The sequence below is a fragment of the Streptomyces venezuelae genome, assembly GCF_008642355.1.
Classification (GTDB): Bacteria; Actinomycetota; Actinomycetes; order Streptomycetales; family Streptomycetaceae; genus Streptomyces; species Streptomyces venezuelae_B.
In genome coordinates this window covers 610,465-630,420 of record NZ_CP029193.1, presented here as the reverse complement: position 1 = coordinate 630,420, position 19,956 = coordinate 610,465, and the positions used below count along the sequence as shown (strand labels likewise).

Below are 19,956 nucleotides of genomic sequence, written 5' to 3'. Positions count from 1 at the left end.
CGTGGAGATCTGCCGCCGGAGATGAGAACCGATCCTTGGAGCACCACATGGCAGCGAGTGACCGCTACCTCCATCGAGCCCCCTCCGATGTCCCGTACTTCAGCTCGGACGCCGACACGTACCTGGCCCAGACGCAGCTGCGCGACCTCGAGAAGACCCGGCCCCTGCGCGTCCTCTCCGAGGAGGACTTCGCGCACTGGCAGACGTACGGCTACATAGTCGTGAAGCAGGCGATCTCCCGCGAGGCCGCCAAGGACCTCCTCGACTTCGCCTGGGAGTTCCAGGGCCTGGACCGCGGCCGCCCCGAGACCTGGTACGAGGACCGCGAGTGGCGCTCCGACCTCGACCGCGAGCTGCACGTCTACGGCTTCGTCGAGGCCTATCACCACCAGCTGATCTGGGACAGCCGCCAGACGCAGCGGGTCTACGACGCCTTCGTCGACGTATGGGACTGCGAGGAGCTCTGGGTCACCCTGGACCGCCTCAACCTCAACCCGCCCAACATCAGGAACCGCTCCCGCTCGCTGATCGCACCCACCGAGCGCGGCTTCGACATCAACCTTCACTGGGACGTCGACACCACCCTCGGCGTGCTGCCCCAGCGTGTGCAGGGCATCATCGCCCTCGACGACACCCAAGAGGACCACGGCGGCTTCCAGTGCTGCCCCGAACTGTTCCGGCAGTTCGACCGGTGGAAGGCCCTCCAGCCCGACGACCGCGACCCCATCCGCCCCGCGATCGACCGCGACGAGATGCCCGTCGTCCGCCCCGAGCTGGAAGCCGGCGACCTGCTCATCTGGAACGGCCTGCTGGCCCACGGCGTCGCCCCCAACACCTCGAAGGACGGCGTCCGCGCGGTCCAGTACCTCTCGATGATGCCCGCCCTGGAGTCCCACGAGGAGCTGCGCCGCTCCCGCATCGACTCCTGGTCCAACCTGAGCACCCCCGAGTGGAACGCCACGCTGCTCGGCGACGCCCACAAGCACGAATCGCTGCGCTACGGCACCGCCGCCCTCAACGACCTGGGCGCCAAGCTGCTTGGCCTCAAGTCCTGGAACGGGGAAGCCGCATGCGACGCATCTGCCTGACCCTCCCCACCAACCGCTCCTGCCCCGAGACCATCGCGGCGATCGGTGCGGAAGCCGCGTACGCGGCCGCGCACTTCGGCATCGAGGCGCACCTGCTGATCCTGGACTCCTCCGACACCGCCACGTTCGCCGAGCACACCCGGGCCGTCGCCGCACTGCCCGACGTGCCGCACGTCGTCGTGCACCACCTCGACGAGGCGGCCCAGCGCGACTTCCTGCGCGCCGTGATCGACCGGGCGCAGGTCGCCAAGCCCGAGCTGATGCTCGACCTGATGCTGCCGGACCGCCTCTCCTACGGAGCCTGCACCAACCGCGCCTTCCTGATCGCCCGTGCGCTCGGCTGCGAGTCCGTCCACCGCAGGGACTCCGACAGCCGCTACCAGAGCGTCGACGGCGAGCCCGTCTTCCCGGTGCACCACGAACTGATGTCGCTCGGCAAGCCCGCGCGGGAGGCCGCGCACGGCGTTTCGGAGAGCGCTCTCGACCCGCGCCTCGCCGACCGGCGCGTGGCGATGGTGGGCAGCTCCTTCGTCGGGGAACTCTCCGTCGACATCGGCGAGATCCAGCGCATCGACCCGGACGTCTACTACGACGTGGTCAGCCTCTGGGCGCCCGAGCACTGGTCCGACGCCGAGAAGCGGGCGCTGGTCGAGGAGTCCTTCCGGGGCGCGGGCACCGACCCGTTCGAGCGCGACCACGCACTCCTCGGCCTCGTGGACCCGATGCGCGTCGACATGTGCAACATCAGCTTCCACGACGTGCACGAGCGCGTGCCGCTGCCGCCCGCGACCGACACCATCGGCAGTGACTACTTCCTCATCCACCTGGTCCACGACGCCGCCCTGCCCGGCGTCCTGCACAACAGGAACATCGTCAACTACTACACCGGGGAACGCAGGACCGACGCCGGTTTCCTCGCGTACCAGACCCGCTACGCGAAGTTCCTCCTGTCGATGCTCTACTTCAACCACATCTACGACCGCATGGCTGCGGCCGGCGAGGGCCTGCTCGACGAGCAGGGCCACGTGCGCCCCTCCGTCATCGCCGAGTTCGCCCGGCAGAGCACCGCACTCGACCAGGCGGAGAACGTCCGGCGCCTCGACCGTCTCGACGCCGCCCACCGCACGCTCGGCGGCCGGTACGCCGATGTCGCCGACCACCTGGCCGCACACCGCGAACGCCTCCTCGACGAGGCACGCGGCGACATCGAGGACTTCGCCCTGCTGACCGAGGCATGGCAGCCGTTGATGCGCGCGGCCCAGGACACCGGCCCGCTCCCGGCGACGGGAAGCTCCGCGTGAACGCCACGACGACGTACGAGCCCGACAGCGCCTCGCTCCGCGCGGCCCTCGCGGCCGCCGCCGAGGACCAGATCGTCTTCGACCTCCTCGGCATCGAGGAGGGGTACGACACGCTGCTGCGCGAACTCCCCGGAGTCGCCGTCCGCTTCGCCATGAAGGCCTGCCCCGTCGACGAGGTCCTCGCCCTCCTCGCCCGGCACGGCTCCGGCGTCGACGCGGCGAGCCCCATCGAGGTGGAACAGGCGCTGCGGGCGGGCGTGCCCATCGGGCGCGTGCACTACGGCAACACCGTCAAGTCCGACCGCAACATCGCCGACGCGTTCCGGCTCGGCATCAGGGACTTCGCGACCGACAGCCTGGAGGACGTGCGGGCCGTCGCCGAACACGCGCCGGGCAGCCGGGTGTTCTGCCGCCTCGCCACCACCGGCGAGGGCGCGCTCTGGGGACTCAGCAACAAGTACGGCTGCTCGCCCGAGGACGCCCTCACGATCCTGGGGACGGCACGCGACCTGGGACTCACCCCCGCGGGTCTCTCCGTGCACGTCGGGTCGCAGCAGATGACCGCCGACGCCTGGAACGGCGCGTTCGACCGCATCGCCGACGTACTGACCGCGCTCGCGGGCCGCGGCATCGCCCTCGACCACGTCAACCTCGGCGGCGGCCTGCCCGCGCTCGGTTACCGCGACAAGCACGGCACGCCCCTCGAACCGCCGATGGACAAGATCTTCACCGTCATCCGCGAGGGCATGGCCCGCCTGAGCGCGCTGCCCGGACACGACCTGGGCTTCGTCATCGAGCCGGGCCGCTACCTCATCGCCGACCACGGCGCCATCCGCGCCCACGTCTCCCGGCTCTCCGCGCGCCGCGGGCCGGACGGCGAGCGTCAGTACTGGCTGTACCTGAGCTGCGGCAAATTCAACGGACTCTACGAGATGGACCAGCTGCAGTACCGGCTCGTCTTCCCCTCGCACCGCGACGCCGAGTCCGTCCCCGCCGTGGTCGCGGGGCCCACCTGCGACAGCGACGACGCCTACTCGCACGAGGACGGCCTCGTGCCGGTGCCCAAGACGCTCGTCTCGGGCGACCCGGTCTGGGTGATGTCCTGCGGCGCGTACGCGACCAGCTACATGACGCAGGGCTTCAACGGCTTCAGCCCGCTCCCGTACACCTGGATCGACGGCGAGGCGGCATGACCGAGGCCGTACGCATCCGCCGCATCGCCGACGCCGACTGGCCCGGCATCGTGGAACTGGAGTCCCGCGCCTACGCGCCCCTCGGCCTCTCCGAGGGGCGGGAGGCGCTGGAGTCCCGGGCCGACGCGTCACCCGGGACGTGCTTCGCACTGGACCTCGGAGAGCAGCTCGCGGGCTATCTGCTCGCCCTGCCGTACCCGGAGTCCGCGTACCCGGAGCTGAACGGGCCCGAACGCGGGCCGTCGCCCGCGTCGCGCAACCTGCACCTGCACGACATCGTCGTCGCGGAACACCTGCGGCATCGGGGGCTCGCCCGGCACCTCCTGCGCCACCTCATGGCGACGGCCCGCGCGCACGCGTACGAGCAGATCTCCCTCGTCGCCGTCGGCGGCAGCGAGACGTTCTGGTCGGGCCGCGGCTTCGCCGCACACCCGGGCCCGCCCCCGGCCGGCTACGGCCCGACGGCCGTCTACATGTCGAGAACGACGGGTCCCTCGACGACGAGAACCACACGACCGGTGACCGTACCGGCGCAAGAACCGGAGAAGTGGGCTGATGCGGGTGCTCCGCGTGCGTGATCCTTTCCATCGGAGCCAGCTGGCGATCGCGGCACTGTTCTGCTCGCTCGGCTTCCAGTACGCGACCTGGGCGTCGCGCATTCCGGCCATCAAGGAGGACCTCGGCCTGTCGGCGGCCGAGGTCGGCGTGCTCCTGATGGCCGCGGGCATCGGCGCGGCCGTGTCGTTCCCGCTCGTCGCCGTCCTGATGCGCCGCCTCGGCTCGCAGCGCCTCGCGCTCCTGTCGGCGCTCTGTCTGGCGCTGTTGCTCCTGGCGCTGGCCGGGGCGCCCAACTATCCCGTGGCGCTGCTCGTCATGTGCGTCGACGGTGTCCTCGTGGGCTGTCTCAACGTGGCCATGAACGCGCAGGGTGCCGAGCTGGAGAAGCGGTACGAGCGCAACGCCATGGCCCGCCTGCACGCGACGTTCAGCGGCGGTTCACTGCTCGCCGCGCTGCTGGCGTCCGGCATGAACGCGGTGACCTCGGCGGTCGCCGCGCACTTCGGGGCGGCCGCGCTGTTCCTGCTCCTGCTGGTGGTGTGTGCCCGCACGGGTCTGCTGACGGAGGAGCGGGCGGTCGACGGCGCGGCGGGGGAGTCGGACGCGGCGCCGGACGCGTCGGCCGGGAAGAAGAAGTCCAAGTGGACGGTGCCGTCCAGGATGACGCTGTGGATGTGCGTCGCCATGGCCTTCGGCACCGTCACCGAGGGCGCCATGAACGACTGGTCGGCGCTCTATCTGGAGGACGTCGCCGAGGCGTCCGCGGAGCTGGCGCCCCTGGGCATCGCCGTCGTCTCCGGAATGATGGTCGTCGCCCGCCTCTTCGCCGACGGGTGGCGCAGCCGCTGGGGCGACGGGCGTGTCGTCCTGACCGGGAGCGTGCTGGCCGGGGCCGGTCTGGCACTCGCCCTGCTGAGCGGGGGTCTGGTGCCCGCGCTGCTCGGCTTCGCCTGTGTCGGGCTCGGCATCGCGGCCGTCACGCCGTGCGTCTACGTGGCCGCGGCCGGACAGGGCTCGGACTCGCTGACCCTGGTGGCGGCGATGGGGACGACGGGTCTGCTGGCCGGGCCGCCGCTCATCGGCTTCATCGCCCACGCCAGCAGCCTGGTGTGGGGACTGGCAGCCGTCGCCGCCTCCGCGCTGGTCGTCTCGGCGTGCAGCACGCGGATCCGCTGGCCTGCCACGACCGGCTGACCAGCACGGCTTTACGGCTCCACCGGCTCTGTCCAATTCCTTTCTTACTCGAGGGTAGGCGTACCCGACCCCCTTGTTATACGTTCTGTCTAACAAGGGGGTCGCGGCCCGCTGTGTGACGAGGCGCCGTGCCCGCTGCCTTGACGCCGTCGGAGCCGACGCGTCACCGAGCCAAGGAGCCGCAGCATGGCAAGCAGCAGTGTTCGGCCGAGCACACAGGGCAGTTCCCCGGAGGGCGATGTCGCCCGGCGGCTGTTGGACTCGGCCGCGGTGCTGGCGTACGACCCGGCCGTCGAAGTCGACTGGGACACCCCCCTCGACCGCGACTGCCACGGCGCCAGCCCGGAGTGGAGCACGCTCTACGGCACCGCCTACTGGCAGGAGATGACCGAGGAGCAGCGCAAGGAGCTGACCCGGCAGGAGGCCGCCTCGGTGGCCAGCACGGGCATCTGGTTCGAGATGATCCTGCAGCAGATGGTGCTGCGCGACGTCTACGCCAAGGACCCGACCAGCACCGAGGTGCAGTGGGCGCTCACCGAGATCGCCGAGGAGTGCCGCCACTCCATCATGTTCGCCCGCGGCGCCGAGAAGCTCGGCGCCCCCGCCTACCGGCCGCGCCGCTGGGCGACCGAACTCGGCAGGGTCTTCAAGTCCGTCGCCTTCGGCGAGGCCGCGTACGCGGCGATCCTCGTCGCCGAGGAAGTCCTCGACGTGATGCAGCGCGACTGGATGCGGGACGAGCGTGTCGTGCCGTTCGTCCGCACCATCAACAACATCCATGTCGTCGAGGAGTCGCGGCACATGAAGTTCGCCCGCGACCAGACGCGCAAGCAGCTCGCGGGCGCCGGCCGGGTGCGCCGCGAGATCAACTCGCTCGTCATCGCCATCGCGTCGTACGTCATCGTCACCAGCATGGTGAACCGCAAGGTGTACGCGAACGCCGGACTCGACGAGGAGCGCGCGGTCGCCGAGGCCAAGGCCAACGAGCACCACAAGTCCATGATGCGGTCGAGCTGTTCGGGCCTCATGGAGTTCCTCGCCTCGTGCGGCCTGCTCACCAAGCCGGCCCTGGTCTTCTACAAGCGCGCCCACCTCATCTGAGCCGACCCGACCCACCTGAGCCGAGCGAGCCGACGAACATGACCTACGCCATCACCCAGACCTGCTGCAACGACGCCACCTGCGTCGCCGTGTGCCCGGTCAACTGCATCCACCCCACGCCACAGGAGCGGGCGTTCGGCAGCACGGAGATGCTGCACATCGACCCGAAGACGTGCATCTCCTGCGGCGCCTGCGCCGACGCGTGCCCCGTCGACGCGATCTTCCCGGTGGACACCCTGCCGCTCGCGCAGAAGGAGTACGCCGCCATCAACGCGGCCTACTACGAGGACGCGTCGGCGGACGACGCACCCGAGCCCGACCCGGACGGACCCAACTTCCATGCCTGGGGCGAGCCGACCTTCCCCCGCGTCCTGCCCGCGGACTTCGCGCCGCCGAAGGTCGCCGTCGTCGGCACGGGCCCCGCCGGAATGTACGCCGTGCAGGATCTGCTGCTCCACACCAGCGCCGAGGTCACCCTCATCGACCGGCTCCCCGTCGCCGGTGGACTCGTGCGCTACGGCGTCGCGCCCGACCACCCCGCGACCAAGAAGGTCGGCGAGACCTTCGCCCGCTTCCACACGCACCCGCGGGTCCGGATGCACCTCGGCCTCGACGTCGGCACCGACGTCACCCCGGAGGAGATCGCGGCCCACCACGACGCGGTCGTCTACGCCGTGGGCGCCTCGGCCGACCGACGCCTGTCGATCCCTGGCGAGGAACTGCCCGGCAGCATCTCCGCGACCGCGTTCGTCGCCTGGTACAACGCCCACCCGGACGCGAAGCCGGACGGCATCGACCTGTCGGCGGAGCGCGCCGTCGTCGTCGGCAACGGCAACGTGGCCCTGGACGTCGCCCGCATCCTGCTCGCCGACCCCGACACACTCGCCCGCACCGACATCGCCGACCACGCCCTGCGCGCCCTGCGCGGCAGCAAGGTCCGCGAAGTCGTCCTGCTCGCCCGGCGCGGCCCCGGGGACGCCGCGTACACCACGTCCGAACTCCTCGCCCTCAAGCACCTGCCGGGCGTGGACCTGGTCGTCGACGACCACGACCCGCGCGTCGCGGACGCCATCGACACGGCGGGTACGAAGGACAAGGCAGCGGTCCTGCGGGGCGTCACCCGCGCGCGCCCGGACTGGGAGCGGCAGCCGGAACCCGGCCGTCGCATCGTGCTGCGGTTCCACTGCGAACCCGCCGAAGTCCTCGGCACGGAACGGGTCGACGCGGTGCGCGTGACGACGGCCGCGGGGGAGGAGTCGATCCCGGCGGGCCTCCTTCTGCGCGCCATCGGCTACCGCGGCACGCCCGTCCCGGGACTGCCCTTCGACGAGACCGGCGGCACCGTGCCCCACGAGGGCGGCCGGGTCGAGGGACGGCCCGGCACCTATGTGGTGGGCTGGATCAAACGCGGCCCGAGCGGTGGCATCGGCGCCAACCGCACCTGCGCCGCCGAAACGGTCGCCACGCTTCTCGCCGACGCGGTCGCGGGCGCGCTGCCCGCCCCGCTCCACCCGACGAAGGCCTTCCACCGGCTGGCGCGCCGCCGCAACCGCCACGTGGTCGACGCGCGCGGCCTGGCAGCCATCGAACGCGCCGAGGTGACCCGGGGCGCGAGCGCGGGCCGCCCGCGCGTCAAGATCGCCACGATCGCCGAACTCGTCTCCACGGCACGGTCGGGCCGCGCGGGCCTGCTGCGCTGACCGGTGGCCCGCGACCTTCGCGGGTTCAGTCCACCGCGGACGTCGCGTCGACCTCGAACGCCTCCAGGCCCGGGGTCGCGAGGATGTCGGCGACGCACTGCGCCGAGCCTCCGACGTAGGTGCTGACGAGGCCGACGTCGCCGCCCACACACCAGGCGCGGTCCTCGGGCCACCACAGGTCGGGGAGTTCGGGCACTCCGTCGACCCAGCCGGGTGCGGGCGAGTCGGCGTCGTCGAGGGGGCCGGAGAGCAGGATCTCCTCGCGGCCCGGCGTGTCGAAGACGGGCACGCCGTCCCATTCCACGTGTCCATAACCGGCCCAGAGTCCGTACCAACACCGGTCGGGCGTCCCGGTGTGCCGGGCCAGGACGGGGATCAGGGTTCGGGCCACATCGCCCGACGTCGGCCCTTCGTGCGGGTGTTCGTCCCAGACGCCGGGGACGGCCGGGGTGTCGTCGTTGCGGTAGAGCAGACGGTCCTCGGCGCCGATCAGTTCGTGCCAGCGCGTCGCCGCACCGACCGTCGCGCCGTACGCGGCGGCGGCCCGGTCCCACCGCACCGGTGCGGTGCCGAGCCGCGCGGGGTGCAGGATGCGCGCGTACGCCTCGAACCCGGGGGCGCACACGGCGGCGACCGTCCCGAACCCGTCCGCGTCCCCAGGGCGTTGTGCCAGCCAGCGGGTGGGGGACAGGTCGTCGCGCTCGACGCGGAGACGCCCGTAGAAGTGCGGGGGAAGAAGACGGTCGACGAACATGGTCCCAGTGTCCCAGTCTCGCCTGCGCGAGAAGGCCCCGGTCTCCGTGACGGAGGCCGGGGCCTTCTCTCCTTGAGCGCTGGGCAGGCCTTGCACCTGCATCTCCCCACAGGAAGTGGGGCGCCTTTCCTTGGACCACCAACGCGCGGGCCCTGCGCCGTCGTTCCGGCGTCGAGCACATGATCGACTGTACCCCATGGACCGGGCGGAAGGGAAACGCGCGGCCAGGAGCGGCTCAGGAGCGGGTGTCGAGCAGCGCGCCCATCCACTCCTCGATGCCCGCGACCGTGCGCGGCAGCGCTCCCGACATCAGGCGCGCACCTTCCGCCGTGACGACCAGGTCGTCCTCGATCCGGACGCCGATGCCGCGCAGCTCGGCGGGGAGCGTCTTGTCGTCGGGCTGGAGGTAGAGGCCCGGCTCCACGGTGAGGACCTGGCCTTCCTCCAGGACGCCGTCCAGGTAGGTCTCGGCGCGCGCCGTGGCGCAGTCGTGCACGTCGAGCCCGAGCATGTGGCCGCTGCCGCACAGGGTGTAGCGGCGGTGCAGGTCGCCCCGCGCGCCCTTCAGCACACCCCACTCGACGAGCCCCTCCGAGATGACCCCCATCGCCGCGCGGTGGAAGTCACGGAAGCGCGCACCGGGACGCAGCGCCGCGATGCCCGCTTCCTGGGCGGCGAGCACCAGCTCGTACACCTGGCGCTGGACGGGGGAGAAGCGGCCGGAGAGCGGCAGGGTGCGGGTGATGTCCGCGGTGTAGAGGCTGTCGGTCTCCACGCCCGCGTCCAGGAGCAGGAGGTCGTCGCGGTGCAGACGCCCGTCGTTGCGGATCCAGTGGAGCACGCAGGCGTGGGCTCCGGAGGCCGCGATGGTCTCGTAGCCGGTGCCGTTGCCCTCGGCGCGGGCACGCAGGCCGAAGACCCCCTCGATCCACCGTTCCCCGCGCGGATGCGCGAGCGCGCGCGGCAGCGCTCGGACCACGTCCTCGAACCCCGCGGTGGTGTGGTCGACGGCCAGCTGCAGCTGCTCGATCTCCCAGGCGTCCTTGACGAGCCGCAACTCGGAGAGGGCGGAAGCCAGTTCGGGGTCGGTGGCGGCGTTGCGGCCTGTCGGTGTCCCCAGCGCGTCCAGGTGGGCGCAGCGGATGCCGGTGAGCCGTTCCGCCTCGGCGAGGTCGGGGCGGCGGCCCACCCAGAACTCGCCGTGGCGCCGGTCCCGGTAGAACTCCTCGTCGCCGTCGACGCGCGGGGAGCGCGGCCGCAGATACAGCACCGCTTCGTGCGCGTGCGGTCCCGAGGGTTCCATGACCAGTACGGCGCCGGCCTGGTCCTCACCGGTGAGCCCGGTCAGCCAGGCGTACGCGCTGTGCGGCCGGAAGCGGTGGTCGCAGTCGTTCGACCGGACGGTGAGCTCGCCCGCGGGCACGAGGAGCCGCTCGCCGGGGAAGCGGTCCGAGAGCCGCGCCCGACGGGCCGGGGTGACGGCGTGCGCGGGGACCCGTGCGGACTCGGGCGGGGCGGACGGTGCCCAGGACTCCGTCATGAAGCGGGAGAGCTCGGCGGAGGCGGGCAGGTCGTGGCTGCCGGTGTGGAGCGGGGAGACGGTTTGCGGCATGCCGGATGCGGTCACGAGGACTCCCTGAGGACGACGCACGGACGGACGGGGGTGCGGAAGCCGGTCAGTAAAATGTCACATTACTATGGCGCGGTCCATGGGCAATCCGTCGTGCGTCGTCAAATCCGTTGCGGTGCGGCCAAGTTGGTGGCCGCGGCTCAGCCCTCAGAGCCGTCCGCCAGCGCCGCGATCTCCGTCAGGGACAGCTCGAGCACCTCGTGCAGGAACCGCACGACCGTCCAGTGCGGCAGTGCGTCCTCGTCGTACGGGCCGAACGCCGCCGTGTAGAGGGGGATCCAGCGCAGCGCCTCCTCCGCCGCCGTCTCGCGCCCCGGCTCCTGCTGGTAGGTGTCGTACGACACGCTCCGGTGGTGGATGAAGTGGCCGCCGGGAAGCCGCTGTTCGCACAGTTCCCGGTACTCCCGCGTCTGCAGGATCAGGTAGTGCCAGATCTCGTCGATGTCCTGCTCGACGGGGAGGAAGAGGCCGGCGAGGCGGTCGGGGTGGCGGGAGACCAGGTAGAGGTAGCGGAGGCACTCGCGGACCTGGTGGGTGATGTACGCGAGGTCCGGGGCGTCGGGCTTCGCCGCGAAGTGCCGTACGACCTCGCCGTGCAGGTCGGCGCCGAGCAGTTCCTCGGCGGTGGGGGCATGCGAGACAGAAGTGTGCATGAGGGCTCCGGTCCGGTGGGTCGAGGCGGCGGTCACTGGGGCGCGGCAAGCCAGGCGTACTTGCCGGAGCGCCCGATCGGCACGTGGGCGCGGTGCTCCACGTGACAGGCGCGTCCGGTCAAAGCCCCTACAGCCGCCGCGAGTTCGGCGGCCTCCCCGGCTTCGAGCGGTTGCCCGTCGAACGTCGTGCACCACAGGGCGCATCGGTCCTCGCCGTCGAGGTGCAACTGGTGCAGGAAGACGCGGGGCGAGCCCGCGGAGACCCGGGCGTCGAGGTCGGCCTGGGCGACCGGACCTTCGGGCGTGGCGAGCAGTTCCTTCTCACGGCCGCAGAAGGAGACGATCCGCTCCGGGTCGGTGCTGCCGTCGGAGGTGCGGACGCAGTCGCCGGAGCGGTAGCGGACCAGCGGCATGTACGGGTTGCGGACGCTGGTGACGATGAGGCTGTGGATGCCGCTGCCCGGCTCGACCGGGATCAGTTCCACGCTCATGTCGTGGAGGTAGGGGCGGTAGCGCCCTTCGCCCTCGCTGTAGAAGAGGTAGCCCAGTTCCGTGCTGCCGAAGAGGTCGACGATGGGGCAGTCGAAGTGGGTGCGCAGGTACGCGCGTACGTTCAGCGGCGTGTACTCGTAGGCGTGGATGATCCCGGCGGGCCGCGGGAAGCGGTCCCACAGGTCCCACTCGGTGACCTTCCCGGCCAGGTGCGCGAGATGGTAGCTCGAGCAGTCGAGGAGGTACGCGCCCGTGGGATGCGCGGCGCTCACCTCGCGGATCTCGGAGAGCATCCGCTCCACCTCGGCGCGGCCCCAACCGCTCGGATCCAGTTCCCGGTTGAGGTACAGCGTCCGGTCGTCCAGCCAGCGTTCACCGGGCGTCGCGCCGGGTTTGCGGGCGTTGACACGGGCGACGTGCTCGGTGGCGAGGACGGTGGTCAGCGAGACGCGCCGGGCCCCTCCGTGCCAGAGGGGGCCGAGTTCGGGGTGCTCGCTCCACAGGCGGTAGTAGGAGCGGAGCAGGAAGTAGGGCGGCCGGATGAGCTGCATGCGGGCGTGATTGGTCCCGGTGGACAGCACGAACTCGGCGTCGCCCGTCTCCAGCGCCCGTTCCAGTTCGGGGGTCATCCAGTTGGCGGGGAAGTCCCGGGCGATCTCCGGCTTCTCCAGGACGGGGAAGTCGCCGCGCTCGACGGACGCGCGGTACAGGGGGATGTCCCGGACCTTGTCCAGGACGTCGGCGCTCGGCAGGCGGTTCAAAGGGGCTCCGGTGCTGGGCGGGGTGGAAGTGGGCACGGGGGCGTGCGGGCGGGGCGTACGGGTGGATGGCGGGGCGGGGCGGGGCGGTGACCGCGGCTCGTGTCGCCGCCGTCACCGCCACCGCCCGCCGCGTCGGCGGCGCTGCTAGGAGATGCAGCCGGTCTTGCCGGTGGCGCTGATGCAGCCGCTCTTCGGCGTCGCGCTGATGCAGCCCTCCTTGGAGCCCGTGCCCTGGGCCGAGTTGACCGCGACCCACTTCTGCCAGACGGACTCCTGCGTCATGCGCTTGATGAGTTGTTGCACGGTGAAAACCTCCATGGCTGATCGGCACGCCGTGCCGAGGGTTGGGTGGGACACCGGGGACCGGGCCTCGATGTGCTGGGTCCGGCCCCCGGAGCAGAGGGGAGAGTGCGAGCGGCGGAGGACGGAAGGAGCCTCGTCAGGCCTCGGCCTTGGCCGTGGCCCTGGTCTCGCTCCTGGCGTCGTCCCCGGTCTCGCTCTTGCTCTTGACCTCGACAGTCGGAAGCATCTTCATCCGTACGGCTTCCGTGCCGCTGTCGTTGTGCCGCAGCGCCCAGTTCTCCAGTGTCGTGCGGCAGGCGTGGTCCAGATGGCGCACGGCCGTCAGGTCCAGCTCGATGGGGCGGTCCTGCGGCATGGCCTCCAGGGTCTCCAGGATGCGCGGGAGCCGCAGGAACGTGGCGTTGCCGGTGAGGGTCACCACCATGCGCCCGTCGGTCAACTCCCGTACGTCGACGTGGACATGGGAGGTGTCCCAGGCGGACTTGGCCACCGCGAGGACCAGGCCGAGGATGACGCCCTCGAACATGTTGGTCACCACGATGGCGATCGCCGTGACGGCGAGGACGACGGCCTCGCCGCGGTGGGTGCGGGCGAGCGGGACGATCTCCTTGACGGGGATCAGCTTGCAGCCCGCGTGCACCAGGACGCCGGCGAGCGCGGCGAGAGGGATGATGCCGAGCGCGGCCGGCAGGAGCACCGCGAACAGCAGCAGCCACGCGCCGTGCAGGATCCGGGAGAGCGGTGTGCGGGCCCCGGCGTTGACATTGGCGGAGCTGCGCACGATCACCGCGGTCATCGGCAGGGCGCCGAGCACACCGCACACCGTGTTGCCGACACCCTGGGCGACGAGCTCCTTGTCGTAGTGCGTGCGGGGACCGTCGTGCATGCGGTCCACCGCTGCCGCGCTGAACAGCGACTCCGCCGAGGCGATCAGGGTGAACGCGAGGACGGTGCCGAGCACCGCGACGCTGCCCAGGTCCGCGAGGTCGCCGAAGCCGGGCGGCTGGATGGCGTCGACCATGCCGCGCACCGACACGTTCGCCACGTCGAGGCCGAACCCGGCGGTCACGGCCGTGGCGAGGGCCACGGCGGCCAGCGGGGCGGGCACCACACGCGCCGCGGAGGGCAGCTTCGGCCACAGCACGAGGACGGCGATCGTGCCGAGTCCGACGGCCGCCGCGGTCAGCGCCGTGGTGTCCCCGACCGTGTCGGCGAGGAGCCCCGGCACGCCGGTGATCTTGTCCATGCCGGACAGCGGCTGCTTCGCCCCGGCCATGGTGTAGAGCTGGCCGAAGATCAGTACGAGGCCGATGCCGGCCAGCATGCCCTGGACGACGGAGACCGATATCGCGCGGAACCACCGGCCACAGCGGAGCAGGCCGAGGGCGATCTGGAGCGCGCCGGTGAGCAGCACGATCGCGCCGAGCATGCTCAGTCCGAACTCGCGCACGGCTTCGAAGACGAGCACGGTGAGACCGGCGGCCGGGCCGCTCACCTGCAGTGCGCTGCCCGGCAGACAGCCGACGACCAGGCCGCCGACGATGCCGGTGACCAAACCGAGTTCGGCCGGAACGCCGGAGGCGACCGCCACGCCGACGCACAGCGGCAGGGCGACGAGGAAGACGACGAGTGAGGCGAGGATGTCCCGTCGCAGCACGCCCGGTTCGCGCAGAGCGCGGTAGGGCGAACGCCAGGGGGAGGAAGAAGGGGAAAGGGAGGACATGAGGGTGGGGGTCCTGTCGTGGGAGCGGGCCGGTCAGAAAGGAACGGCGGTGCTCACAGCGGACTGAACGACGCCCGGCCGGTGTCCGACGGCCGGTGGGCGCTGACGGTGCCCGTGTGCACTTCGTAGTACCAGGCGTGCAGTGTCAGGGAGTTGTCGGCGACGCGCTCGCGCACACAGGGGTACGTGTGCAGCCGCTCCACCTGCGCCAGCACGTGGGTCTGGACGGCCTCCGCCACGTCGGGCGAGGTCGCGGCCAGGGAGCGAAGGGCGGCGTCGGGGCCGACGGAGTGCTCCAGCCAGTCACGTACGGCCGGTACCGCCGACAGATCCTCGCGCCGCACCAGCGCGCCGACGGCACCGCAGTGGGAGTGTCCGCAGACGACGATGTCGCGGACGCCGAGCACGCACACCGCGTACTCGATGGTGGCGGCCTCGCTCATGGGGCCATCGGCGCGGCCGTCGATGCCGGCCGCGGGGTACGGCGGTACGACGTTGCCCGCCGTGCGGAGTTCGAAGAGCTCGCCCGGTCGTGCTCCGGTGATCAGGGCCGGGACGACGCGCGAGTCGGAACAGGTGACGAACAGGGCTTCGGGTGACTGTCCGGCTTCGAGAGCACGGAAGGCCGCTTCGTTGTGGGGGTCCGCCACGTGCGTCGCGGCGAACGAACGGGCGTTGTCGATCAGGGACTTCAAGGTGGCCTGCCTCCTGCGTCGCTCAAGCGGGGCTGGGACGCGGTGTGGTCGGGTCGAGGGTGACGGCGGGGCAGCACTGGCCCGCCGTGACGGTGGGCGCCAGCCGCCCTGAGAACAGCCTGGGCGGCCGTCGTGACCAACACTTTGCCATCGCATTACCGACAGATGACAGAGCAAAATCCTGCCAAAAAATGAGTAATTACCGCCCCTGAGCTGGGAATTGGTACATCAATCAACCGTTGGGTAAAGATCGAGAGGGGGAGTGTGGAGGCGATGTGAAGTACTTCTGTTCGCGCCGCGTTGCAGTCGCACCGAATACAGGGTGAACCCTGAGCCCCCGGCGCATAGGCTGACGCGGTCGCACAGGTCGTGAACGTGGGGAGTGGGAAACATGCCGGACACCTCGTTCCAGGGGCAGATCGTCGACACGGAACCCGCCCCGCACGTGTTCCTCGTCGTCGGCATTCCGGGGTCGGGAAAGAGCTCCGTCTCGGACGGCCTCGCCCGCAGGTTCCCCCTCGGCGCGCACATCGAGGGCGACCACCTCCAGGACCTGATCGTCTCGGGCGGTCACCTCCCCAGCCCCGAGGAGGACCTCGAAGCGGACCGCCAACTCCTCCTGCGCGCACGCAACGCGGCGGTCCTCGCCCGCAGCTTCCACGCCGCCGGAGTCGTACCGGTCATCGACGACGTGGTCGTCCGCCGCGCACACCTGGAGTTCTACCGGGAACACCTCAAGGACCTGCCGCTGCGCCTGATCGTGCTGGCCCCCTCCATCGACGTCGTGTCGCGGCGGCTCACCGCGCGCGACAAGGTCCTCGCCGACGACTGGTCGTTCCTGGACGACGCGCTGCGCGCCGAACTCCGCGGCGAGGGCGAGTGGTTCGACAGCTCCGGACTGACACTGGACGAGACGGTCGACGCCATCCTGGCCACCTGATAGGGACGGCCCATGCCCCGAGACCTCACGCGCACCACGGTCGGCATCGTCGGCGCGGGCCCGGCCGGCCTCATGCTCTCCCACCTCCTCGCCCGCGAGGGCATCCGTTCCGTCGTGGTCGACCACCGCACCCGGGCGCAGATAGAGGGCACCAGCCGGGCGGGCATCCTGGAGGCGGACAGTGTCCGGCTGCTGACCGACACCGGAGTCTCCGACCGCGTGCTGCGCGACGGGGAGCGGCACGACGGCATCGAGCTGCGCTTCCGGGGCGCCGGTCACCGCGTCGACTTCCGGGGACTCGTCGGCGAGAGCGTGTGGCTCTATCCGCAGACCGACGTGTTCACCGACCTCGCCGACGCCCGCGAGCGCGACGGTGCGGACGTGCGCTTCGGTATCACAGGCACCCGGGTCGTCGACCTGACGACGGAGTCCCCCGGCATCCTGTTCGACGGCGCCGACGGGCGGCCCTGCGAAGTGCGGTGCGACATCCTGGTCGGCGCCGACGGGGCGCACGGCGTGTCCAGGACCGCGGTGCCCGAGGCATCCCGTACGCACTACTTCCGCGCGTACCCGTTCGCCTGGTTCGGCATCCTCGTCGAGGCACCGCCCAGCGCCGCCGAACTCGTCTACACCCACTCCGAACGCGGCTTCGCCCTCATCAGCCGACGCACCGACACCGTCCAGCGCATGTACTTCCAGTGCGACCCCGACGAGAACCCGGCGGACTGGTCCGAGGACCGGATCTGGACGGAACTTCAGGCCAGAGTGGCAGGACCGGACGGCTTCGCCCTCAAGGAGGGACCGGTCACGGACCGCTCGGTCCTCAGGTTCCGCAGCCTGGTGTGCGACCCGATGCGATACGGCAACATGCTGCTGGCCGGGGACGCGGCCCACACCGTCCCGCCCACCGGCGCCAAAGGGCTCAACCTCGCACTGGCCGACGTACGGGTGCTCGCCGAAGCGGTGGAGGCCGCCGTCCGCACCCGTGACCGCGCCGTCCTCGACACGTACGGACCCCGGGCACTGCGCCGCGTGTGGCGGGCCCAGCACTTCTCCTACTGGATGACGTCGATGCTGCACCGGCACCCCGACACCGGCGACTTCGACACGCACCGCCAGCTCGGCGAACTGGCGGCCGTGACGGACTCCGCCGCCGGGTCCACGTACCTCGCCGAGGCCTACACCGGGTGCGGGGCGTTCTCCTCGATGTGAGGATGACCAAAAGTCGTGATCGTCGGCTCGGGGACCAGGAAAGGCGAGGTCAGCGGTATGACGGCTTACGACGGTTCGCACCCGCAGGGATGGCAGCAGCCCCAGGGAGGTGGGCAGCCGCCGCAGCAGCCCCCGTCCGGAGCGGCACCCGGCCGGGGCCTCGCCGTCGCGGCACTCGTCCTCGGCATCCTGGCCTGCGTGCTGTTCTGGACGGTCGTGGGCGGCGTCCTGCTGGGGCTGCTCGCCGTGATCCTCGGCATCGTCGCCGCGGTGCGCGCGCGTCGCGGGCGGGCCGGCGGGCGGGGCATGGCCATCGCGGGGGCGGTGCTCGGTCTGCTCGGGCTGATCGCGTCGGCGCTGATCATCGCCCTGGGCGTGTCGATCCTGAATTCGGACTCGGCGCAGACCTTCAAGGAGTGCATGAAGGACGCCGACGGCCAGGACGACCGCCGCGACTGCGAGAAGAAGTTCAAGAAGGACTTCGAGAAGGACTGGGACCGGGAAGTCGGGAACTGACCGCTTCGCGACCGCGTGATCAGCGGTGTGGTCGGCTTCCCGTGGCCGTGCTCCACGCGCCCGGTCCTCCTGGTCGCCGAGAGCGCGGCGGCGGTGGCGGAACTCCTGGCCGGGCACCCCGACCGCGACGGGGCGGACACGAATGGGCGCGAACGTGTGTACTCGCCCGCGCCGTGGGCACGCGACCGGTGCAGGGGTGACATCCTGACGGGGCCGCTGACCGGTCAGTGGGCGGCTCCACCTCCGAGCTGAGCGGCCGCGCGCCTTCGTGGGACAGGGACGCGGCCGCTCATGCGTTTCGGGGCACAGGCTCTAGCGTGCCGCCCACGCCAGGACGCCGCCCAGGACGAACAGCAGGCACATCGCGATGTTGGTGCGCTTGTAGGCGACGAGGACGGCCACGAACTCGCGGATCGTCGCGTTGGGCCAGAAGTACGCCGCCGTGGTCGAGCCGACCACCTGTCCCCTGACGCCGGCCCGGCGCGCCATGAGCGCCGCACGGAAGGCGTGGTAGTTGTTCGTGACGACGACGCACCGGTAGTCCGCGCCGGTCTTCTCCATGATCGCCTTGCTGAACCGGAGGTTCTCCTCCGTCGTCGTCGACCGGTCCTCCCGCTCGATGAGGTCGGCCGGGAAGCCGCGCTCCACCAGGTAGTCCGCCATGGCGTGCGATTCCGGCAGGTCCTCGTCCGGGCCCTGCCCGCCCGAGGTGATCAGCACCGGTGCGGCGCCGCGCCTGCCGAGCTGCGCGTGCACCTCACGCGCCCGCTCCAGTCGGCTCGCGAGGAGCGGCGGCACCGTCGACCCGCCGACGAGGCCGGAGCCGAGGACGACCACGTAGTCCGCCTTGCGGCGGATCCGCATGCGGCCGTAGAGAAACGCGTACACGACGAAGCTGAGGAACAGGAACGAGAGGTAGCAGGTGAGGCCGAGTGCCGCCGTCCCCACGCCGATCAGCACCGGCGTACGCAGCACCGCCGCCGTGACCCCGAGGGCCACGACGCCGATGACGCACAACGCACCCATCAGGGACAGCAGATTGGACGGGCTTCTGCCCTCCTTGCGCACCATCTGCAGCCCGTTGAGGAAGAGCAGGCCCACGAGCACGAGGATGCCCACCGCCCCGAGGGCGAGCAGTGTGGCGGCGATGACGAGCCCGGCCGTCGAGCCGGACGAGACCAGCCGGTACATCCAGGCCGCGAGCGCGCAGAGCACGGCGAGGCCGAGGAGCACCGCATTGCCGAACCGGCGGCGCTCGCGCACCATCCGCCAACAGAAAACGAGGAAGAGCAGGGCCGCCGGGGCGTAGAGCAACATCCGCACAGATTAGAGTCAGTGCAGCACGTCGAACACATTCTTCTGCAGGCCGTTGGCGTAGGCCTCGTGCTCGACGAGCCGCAGCTTCTGGGCGTCCTTGTCCGCGTCGCTGAACAGGCGCTTGCCCGCTCCGAGGAGGAGCGGGAAGACGAGCAGGTGGTAGCGGTCGATCAGACCGGCGTCCGAGAGGCTCCGGTTGAGGGTGGCGCTGCCGTGGACGATGATCGGGCCGCCCTCGGTCTTCTTCAGCGCGGCGACGTCGTCGAGCGAGCGCAGGATCGTGGTCTCGCCCCAGTTGTCGACCAGGTCGCCCTCGCCGAGGGTGGTGGAGACGACGTACTTCGGCATCACCTTGTAGTCCGCGAAGTCCTCCATGTCCGGCCAGACGGCGCTGAACGCCTCGTAGCTGACCCGGCCCATCATCAGCGCGGCGGCCTCCTGCTGCTCCCGGCCCTTGATCTCGTACGCCTCCGGGAGGAAGTCGATGTCCTTGAACGTCCAGCCGGAGTTCCGGTAGCCGGGCTCACCGCCCGGAGCCTCCACGACGCCGTCGAGTGAGACGAAAGCGGTGCTGATCAAGGTACGCATGTGAGTTCTCCCGGCAATGTCGGATCTGCGGCAACCATCTCTGAAGACTGCCGCACGCGCGAGAACTCATCGCTGTCCCGGCCGCCGGTTCAGCGGCGGCCCCGCAGCCGGGAGAGGAGCGAGCGGGCCTGGGCGCGCTTGCGCGGGTCGGAGGCTGCGCGGCGCGCCGACGCCATGGTGCGTCGGCCCTGCGGGGTGCGGCTGTAGGCCCGGAGGCGTGAGATCAGTCCGGCCATG

Annotated in this window: 21 protein-coding genes; 11 read left to right on the top strand and 10 right to left on the bottom strand. The window is 71.0% G+C overall.

Annotated features, from left to right (window positions below; genetic code table 11):
• The first annotated feature begins 47 nt into the window (after nucleotides 1-47).
• The 7 genes from DEJ47_RS02720 (at nucleotide 48) to DEJ47_RS02690 (ending at nucleotide 8,135) form a co-directional block, all read left to right on the top strand.
• Entirely contained in the window at nucleotides 48-1,088 is a 1,041-nt protein-coding gene (locus tag DEJ47_RS02720; protein WP_150164553.1) for a phytanoyl-CoA dioxygenase family protein, read from the top strand.
• Entirely contained in the window at nucleotides 1,070-2,389 is a 1,320-nt protein-coding gene (locus tag DEJ47_RS02715; RefSeq protein ID WP_150164551.1) for a DUF6271 family protein, read from the top strand. Before DEJ47_RS02720 ends, DEJ47_RS02715 begins: the two co-directional genes overlap by 19 nt.
• A complete protein-coding gene (locus DEJ47_RS02710) occupies nucleotides 2,386-3,582 on the top strand; it encodes a type III PLP-dependent enzyme (protein WP_223828205.1) in 1,197 nt (398 codons plus the stop codon). Before DEJ47_RS02715 ends, DEJ47_RS02710 begins: the two co-directional genes overlap by 4 nt.
• Entirely contained in the window at nucleotides 3,579-4,160 is a 582-nt protein-coding gene (locus DEJ47_RS02705; RefSeq protein WP_150164547.1) for a GNAT family N-acetyltransferase, read from the top strand. The genes DEJ47_RS02710 and DEJ47_RS02705 overlap by 4 nt, the downstream gene beginning before the upstream one ends.
• A complete protein-coding gene (locus tag DEJ47_RS02700) occupies nucleotides 4,138-5,334 on the top strand; it encodes an MFS transporter (protein ID WP_161235858.1) in 1,197 nt (398 codons plus the stop codon). The genes DEJ47_RS02705 and DEJ47_RS02700 overlap by 23 nt, the downstream gene beginning before the upstream one ends.
• Nucleotides 5,335-5,520: 186 nt before the next feature.
• On the top strand, nucleotides 5,521-6,435 hold the full coding sequence (locus tag DEJ47_RS02695; RefSeq protein ID WP_150164545.1) for an AurF N-oxygenase family protein: 915 nt from the start codon (nucleotides 5,521-5,523) through the stop codon (nucleotides 6,433-6,435).
• Between the two features lie 38 nt (nucleotides 6,436-6,473).
• Nucleotides 6,474-8,135: an FAD-dependent oxidoreductase gene (locus tag DEJ47_RS02690; RefSeq protein ID WP_150164543.1), complete on the top strand. Its 1,662-nt coding sequence runs from the start codon at nucleotides 6,474-6,476 to the stop codon at nucleotides 8,133-8,135.
• A 25-nt stretch (nucleotides 8,136-8,160) separates the two neighbouring features.
• On the opposite strand, the gene DEJ47_RS02685 is transcribed toward DEJ47_RS02690, so the two are convergent.
• The 7 genes from DEJ47_RS02685 to DEJ47_RS02660 form a co-directional block, all read right to left on the bottom strand.
• Nucleotides 8,161-8,889, bottom strand: a complete 729-nt coding sequence (locus DEJ47_RS02685; RefSeq protein WP_150164541.1) for a hypothetical protein — start codon at nucleotides 8,887-8,889, stop codon at nucleotides 8,161-8,163.
• 235 nt (nucleotides 8,890-9,124) lie between these two features.
• Nucleotides 9,125-10,501 carry an aminopeptidase P family protein gene (locus tag DEJ47_RS02680; RefSeq protein WP_150175391.1) on the bottom strand — a complete coding sequence of 459 codons (1,377 nt, stop codon included), beginning with the start codon at nucleotides 10,499-10,501 and terminating at the stop codon, nucleotides 9,125-9,127.
• Between the two features lie 158 nt (nucleotides 10,502-10,659).
• Nucleotides 10,660-11,172 carry a hypothetical protein gene (locus DEJ47_RS02675; RefSeq protein ID WP_150164539.1) on the bottom strand — a complete coding sequence of 171 codons (513 nt, stop codon included), beginning with the start codon at nucleotides 11,170-11,172 and terminating at the stop codon, nucleotides 10,660-10,662.
• A 32-nt stretch (nucleotides 11,173-11,204) separates the two neighbouring features.
• Nucleotides 11,205-12,425, bottom strand: a complete 1,221-nt coding sequence (locus DEJ47_RS02670; protein WP_150164537.1) for a hypothetical protein — start codon at nucleotides 12,423-12,425, stop codon at nucleotides 11,205-11,207.
• 144 nt (nucleotides 12,426-12,569) lie between these two features.
• Nucleotides 12,570-12,728 (bottom strand): hypothetical protein, encoded by a 159-nt coding sequence (locus DEJ47_RS36225; RefSeq protein WP_190415240.1) that lies wholly within the window; start codon nucleotides 12,726-12,728, stop codon nucleotides 12,570-12,572.
• A 136-nt stretch (nucleotides 12,729-12,864) separates the two neighbouring features.
• Nucleotides 12,865-14,451: a SulP family inorganic anion transporter gene (locus DEJ47_RS02665; protein WP_150164535.1), complete on the bottom strand. Its 1,587-nt coding sequence runs from the start codon at nucleotides 14,449-14,451 to the stop codon at nucleotides 12,865-12,867.
• A gap of 53 nt (nucleotides 14,452-14,504) precedes the next feature.
• On the bottom strand, nucleotides 14,505-15,146 hold the full coding sequence (locus DEJ47_RS02660) for a carbonic anhydrase (protein ID WP_237527556.1): 642 nt from the start codon (nucleotides 15,144-15,146) through the stop codon (nucleotides 14,505-14,507).
• Nucleotides 15,147-15,537: 391 nt separating this feature from the next.
• On the opposite strand from DEJ47_RS02660, the gene DEJ47_RS02655 reads away from it, so the two are divergent.
• Genes DEJ47_RS02655 through DEJ47_RS02640 form a run of 4 tightly spaced genes read left to right on the top strand, consistent with a single transcriptional unit; the run spans nucleotide 15,538 to nucleotide 18,066 of the window.
• A complete protein-coding gene (locus tag DEJ47_RS02655; protein WP_150164531.1) occupies nucleotides 15,538-16,086 on the top strand; it encodes an AAA family ATPase in 549 nt (182 codons plus the stop codon).
• A 12-nt stretch (nucleotides 16,087-16,098) separates the two neighbouring features.
• Nucleotides 16,099-17,298 carry a 4-hydroxybenzoate 3-monooxygenase gene (locus tag DEJ47_RS02650; protein WP_150164529.1) on the top strand — a complete coding sequence of 400 codons (1,200 nt, stop codon included), beginning with the start codon at nucleotides 16,099-16,101 and terminating at the stop codon, nucleotides 17,296-17,298.
• A gap of 57 nt (nucleotides 17,299-17,355) precedes the next feature.
• Nucleotides 17,356-17,814, top strand: a complete 459-nt coding sequence (locus DEJ47_RS02645; RefSeq protein WP_150164527.1) for a DUF4190 domain-containing protein — start codon at nucleotides 17,356-17,358, stop codon at nucleotides 17,812-17,814.
• A 15-nt stretch (nucleotides 17,815-17,829) separates the two neighbouring features.
• On the top strand, nucleotides 17,830-18,066 hold the full coding sequence (locus DEJ47_RS02640; RefSeq protein ID WP_150164525.1) for a hypothetical protein: 237 nt from the start codon (nucleotides 17,830-17,832) through the stop codon (nucleotides 18,064-18,066).
• Between the two features lie 60 nt (nucleotides 18,067-18,126).
• Here DEJ47_RS02640 and DEJ47_RS02635 read toward each other — a convergent pair whose 3' ends face one another.
• From DEJ47_RS02635 to DEJ47_RS36220, 3 genes are all read right to left on the bottom strand, one after another.
• Nucleotides 18,127-19,131, bottom strand: a complete 1,005-nt coding sequence (locus DEJ47_RS02635; protein ID WP_150164523.1) for a YdcF family protein — start codon at nucleotides 19,129-19,131, stop codon at nucleotides 18,127-18,129.
• A 15-nt stretch (nucleotides 19,132-19,146) separates the two neighbouring features.
• Entirely contained in the window at nucleotides 19,147-19,719 is a 573-nt protein-coding gene (locus tag DEJ47_RS02630; RefSeq protein WP_150164521.1) for a dihydrofolate reductase family protein, read from the bottom strand.
• Between the two features lie 89 nt (nucleotides 19,720-19,808).
• Complete coding sequence (locus DEJ47_RS36220) at nucleotides 19,809-19,955, bottom strand: hypothetical protein (RefSeq protein WP_165284308.1); 147 nt, start codon at nucleotides 19,953-19,955, stop codon at nucleotides 19,809-19,811.
• Nucleotide 19,956 lies beyond the last annotated feature (1 nt).

Bases quoted from the DNA above. Each gene is read 5' to 3' on its own strand.
- DEJ47_RS02720 (WP_150164553.1), top strand. From the start codon at position 48: ATGGCAGCGAGTGACCGCTACCTCCATCGAGCCCCCTCCGATGTCCCG.
- DEJ47_RS02715 (WP_150164551.1), top strand. From the start codon at position 1,070: ATGCGACGCATCTGCCTGACCCTCCCCACCAACCGCTCCTGCCCCGAG.
- DEJ47_RS02705 (WP_150164547.1), top strand. From the start codon at position 3,579: ATGACCGAGGCCGTACGCATCCGCCGCATCGCCGACGCCGACTGGCCC.
- DEJ47_RS02700 (WP_161235858.1), top strand. From the start codon at position 4,138: ATGCGGGTGCTCCGCGTGCGTGATCCTTTCCATCGGAGCCAGCTGGCG.
- DEJ47_RS02695 (WP_150164545.1), top strand. From the start codon at position 5,521: ATGGCAAGCAGCAGTGTTCGGCCGAGCACACAGGGCAGTTCCCCGGAG.
- DEJ47_RS02690 (WP_150164543.1), top strand. From the start codon at position 6,474: ATGACCTACGCCATCACCCAGACCTGCTGCAACGACGCCACCTGCGTC.
- DEJ47_RS02685 (WP_150164541.1), bottom strand. From the start codon at position 8,889: ATGTTCGTCGACCGTCTTCTTCCCCCGCACTTCTACGGGCGTCTCCGC.
- DEJ47_RS02680 (WP_150175391.1), bottom strand. From the start codon at position 10,501: ATGCCGCAAACCGTCTCCCCGCTCCACACCGGCAGCCACGACCTGCCC.
- DEJ47_RS02675 (WP_150164539.1), bottom strand. From the start codon at position 11,172: ATGCACACTTCTGTCTCGCATGCCCCCACCGCCGAGGAACTGCTCGGC.
- DEJ47_RS02665 (WP_150164535.1), bottom strand. From the start codon at position 14,451: ATGTCCTCCCTTTCCCCTTCTTCCTCCCCCTGGCGTTCGCCCTACCGC.
- DEJ47_RS02655 (WP_150164531.1), top strand. From the start codon at position 15,538: ATGCCGGACACCTCGTTCCAGGGGCAGATCGTCGACACGGAACCCGCC.
- DEJ47_RS02650 (WP_150164529.1), top strand. From the start codon at position 16,099: ATGCCCCGAGACCTCACGCGCACCACGGTCGGCATCGTCGGCGCGGGC.
- DEJ47_RS02645 (WP_150164527.1), top strand. From the start codon at position 17,356: ATGACGGCTTACGACGGTTCGCACCCGCAGGGATGGCAGCAGCCCCAG.
- DEJ47_RS02635 (WP_150164523.1), bottom strand. From the start codon at position 19,131: ATGTTGCTCTACGCCCCGGCGGCCCTGCTCTTCCTCGTTTTCTGTTGG.
- DEJ47_RS02630 (WP_150164521.1), bottom strand. From the start codon at position 19,719: ATGCGTACCTTGATCAGCACCGCTTTCGTCTCACTCGACGGCGTCGTG.
- DEJ47_RS36220 (WP_165284308.1), bottom strand. From the start codon at position 19,955: ATGGCCGGACTGATCTCACGCCTCCGGGCCTACAGCCGCACCCCGCAG.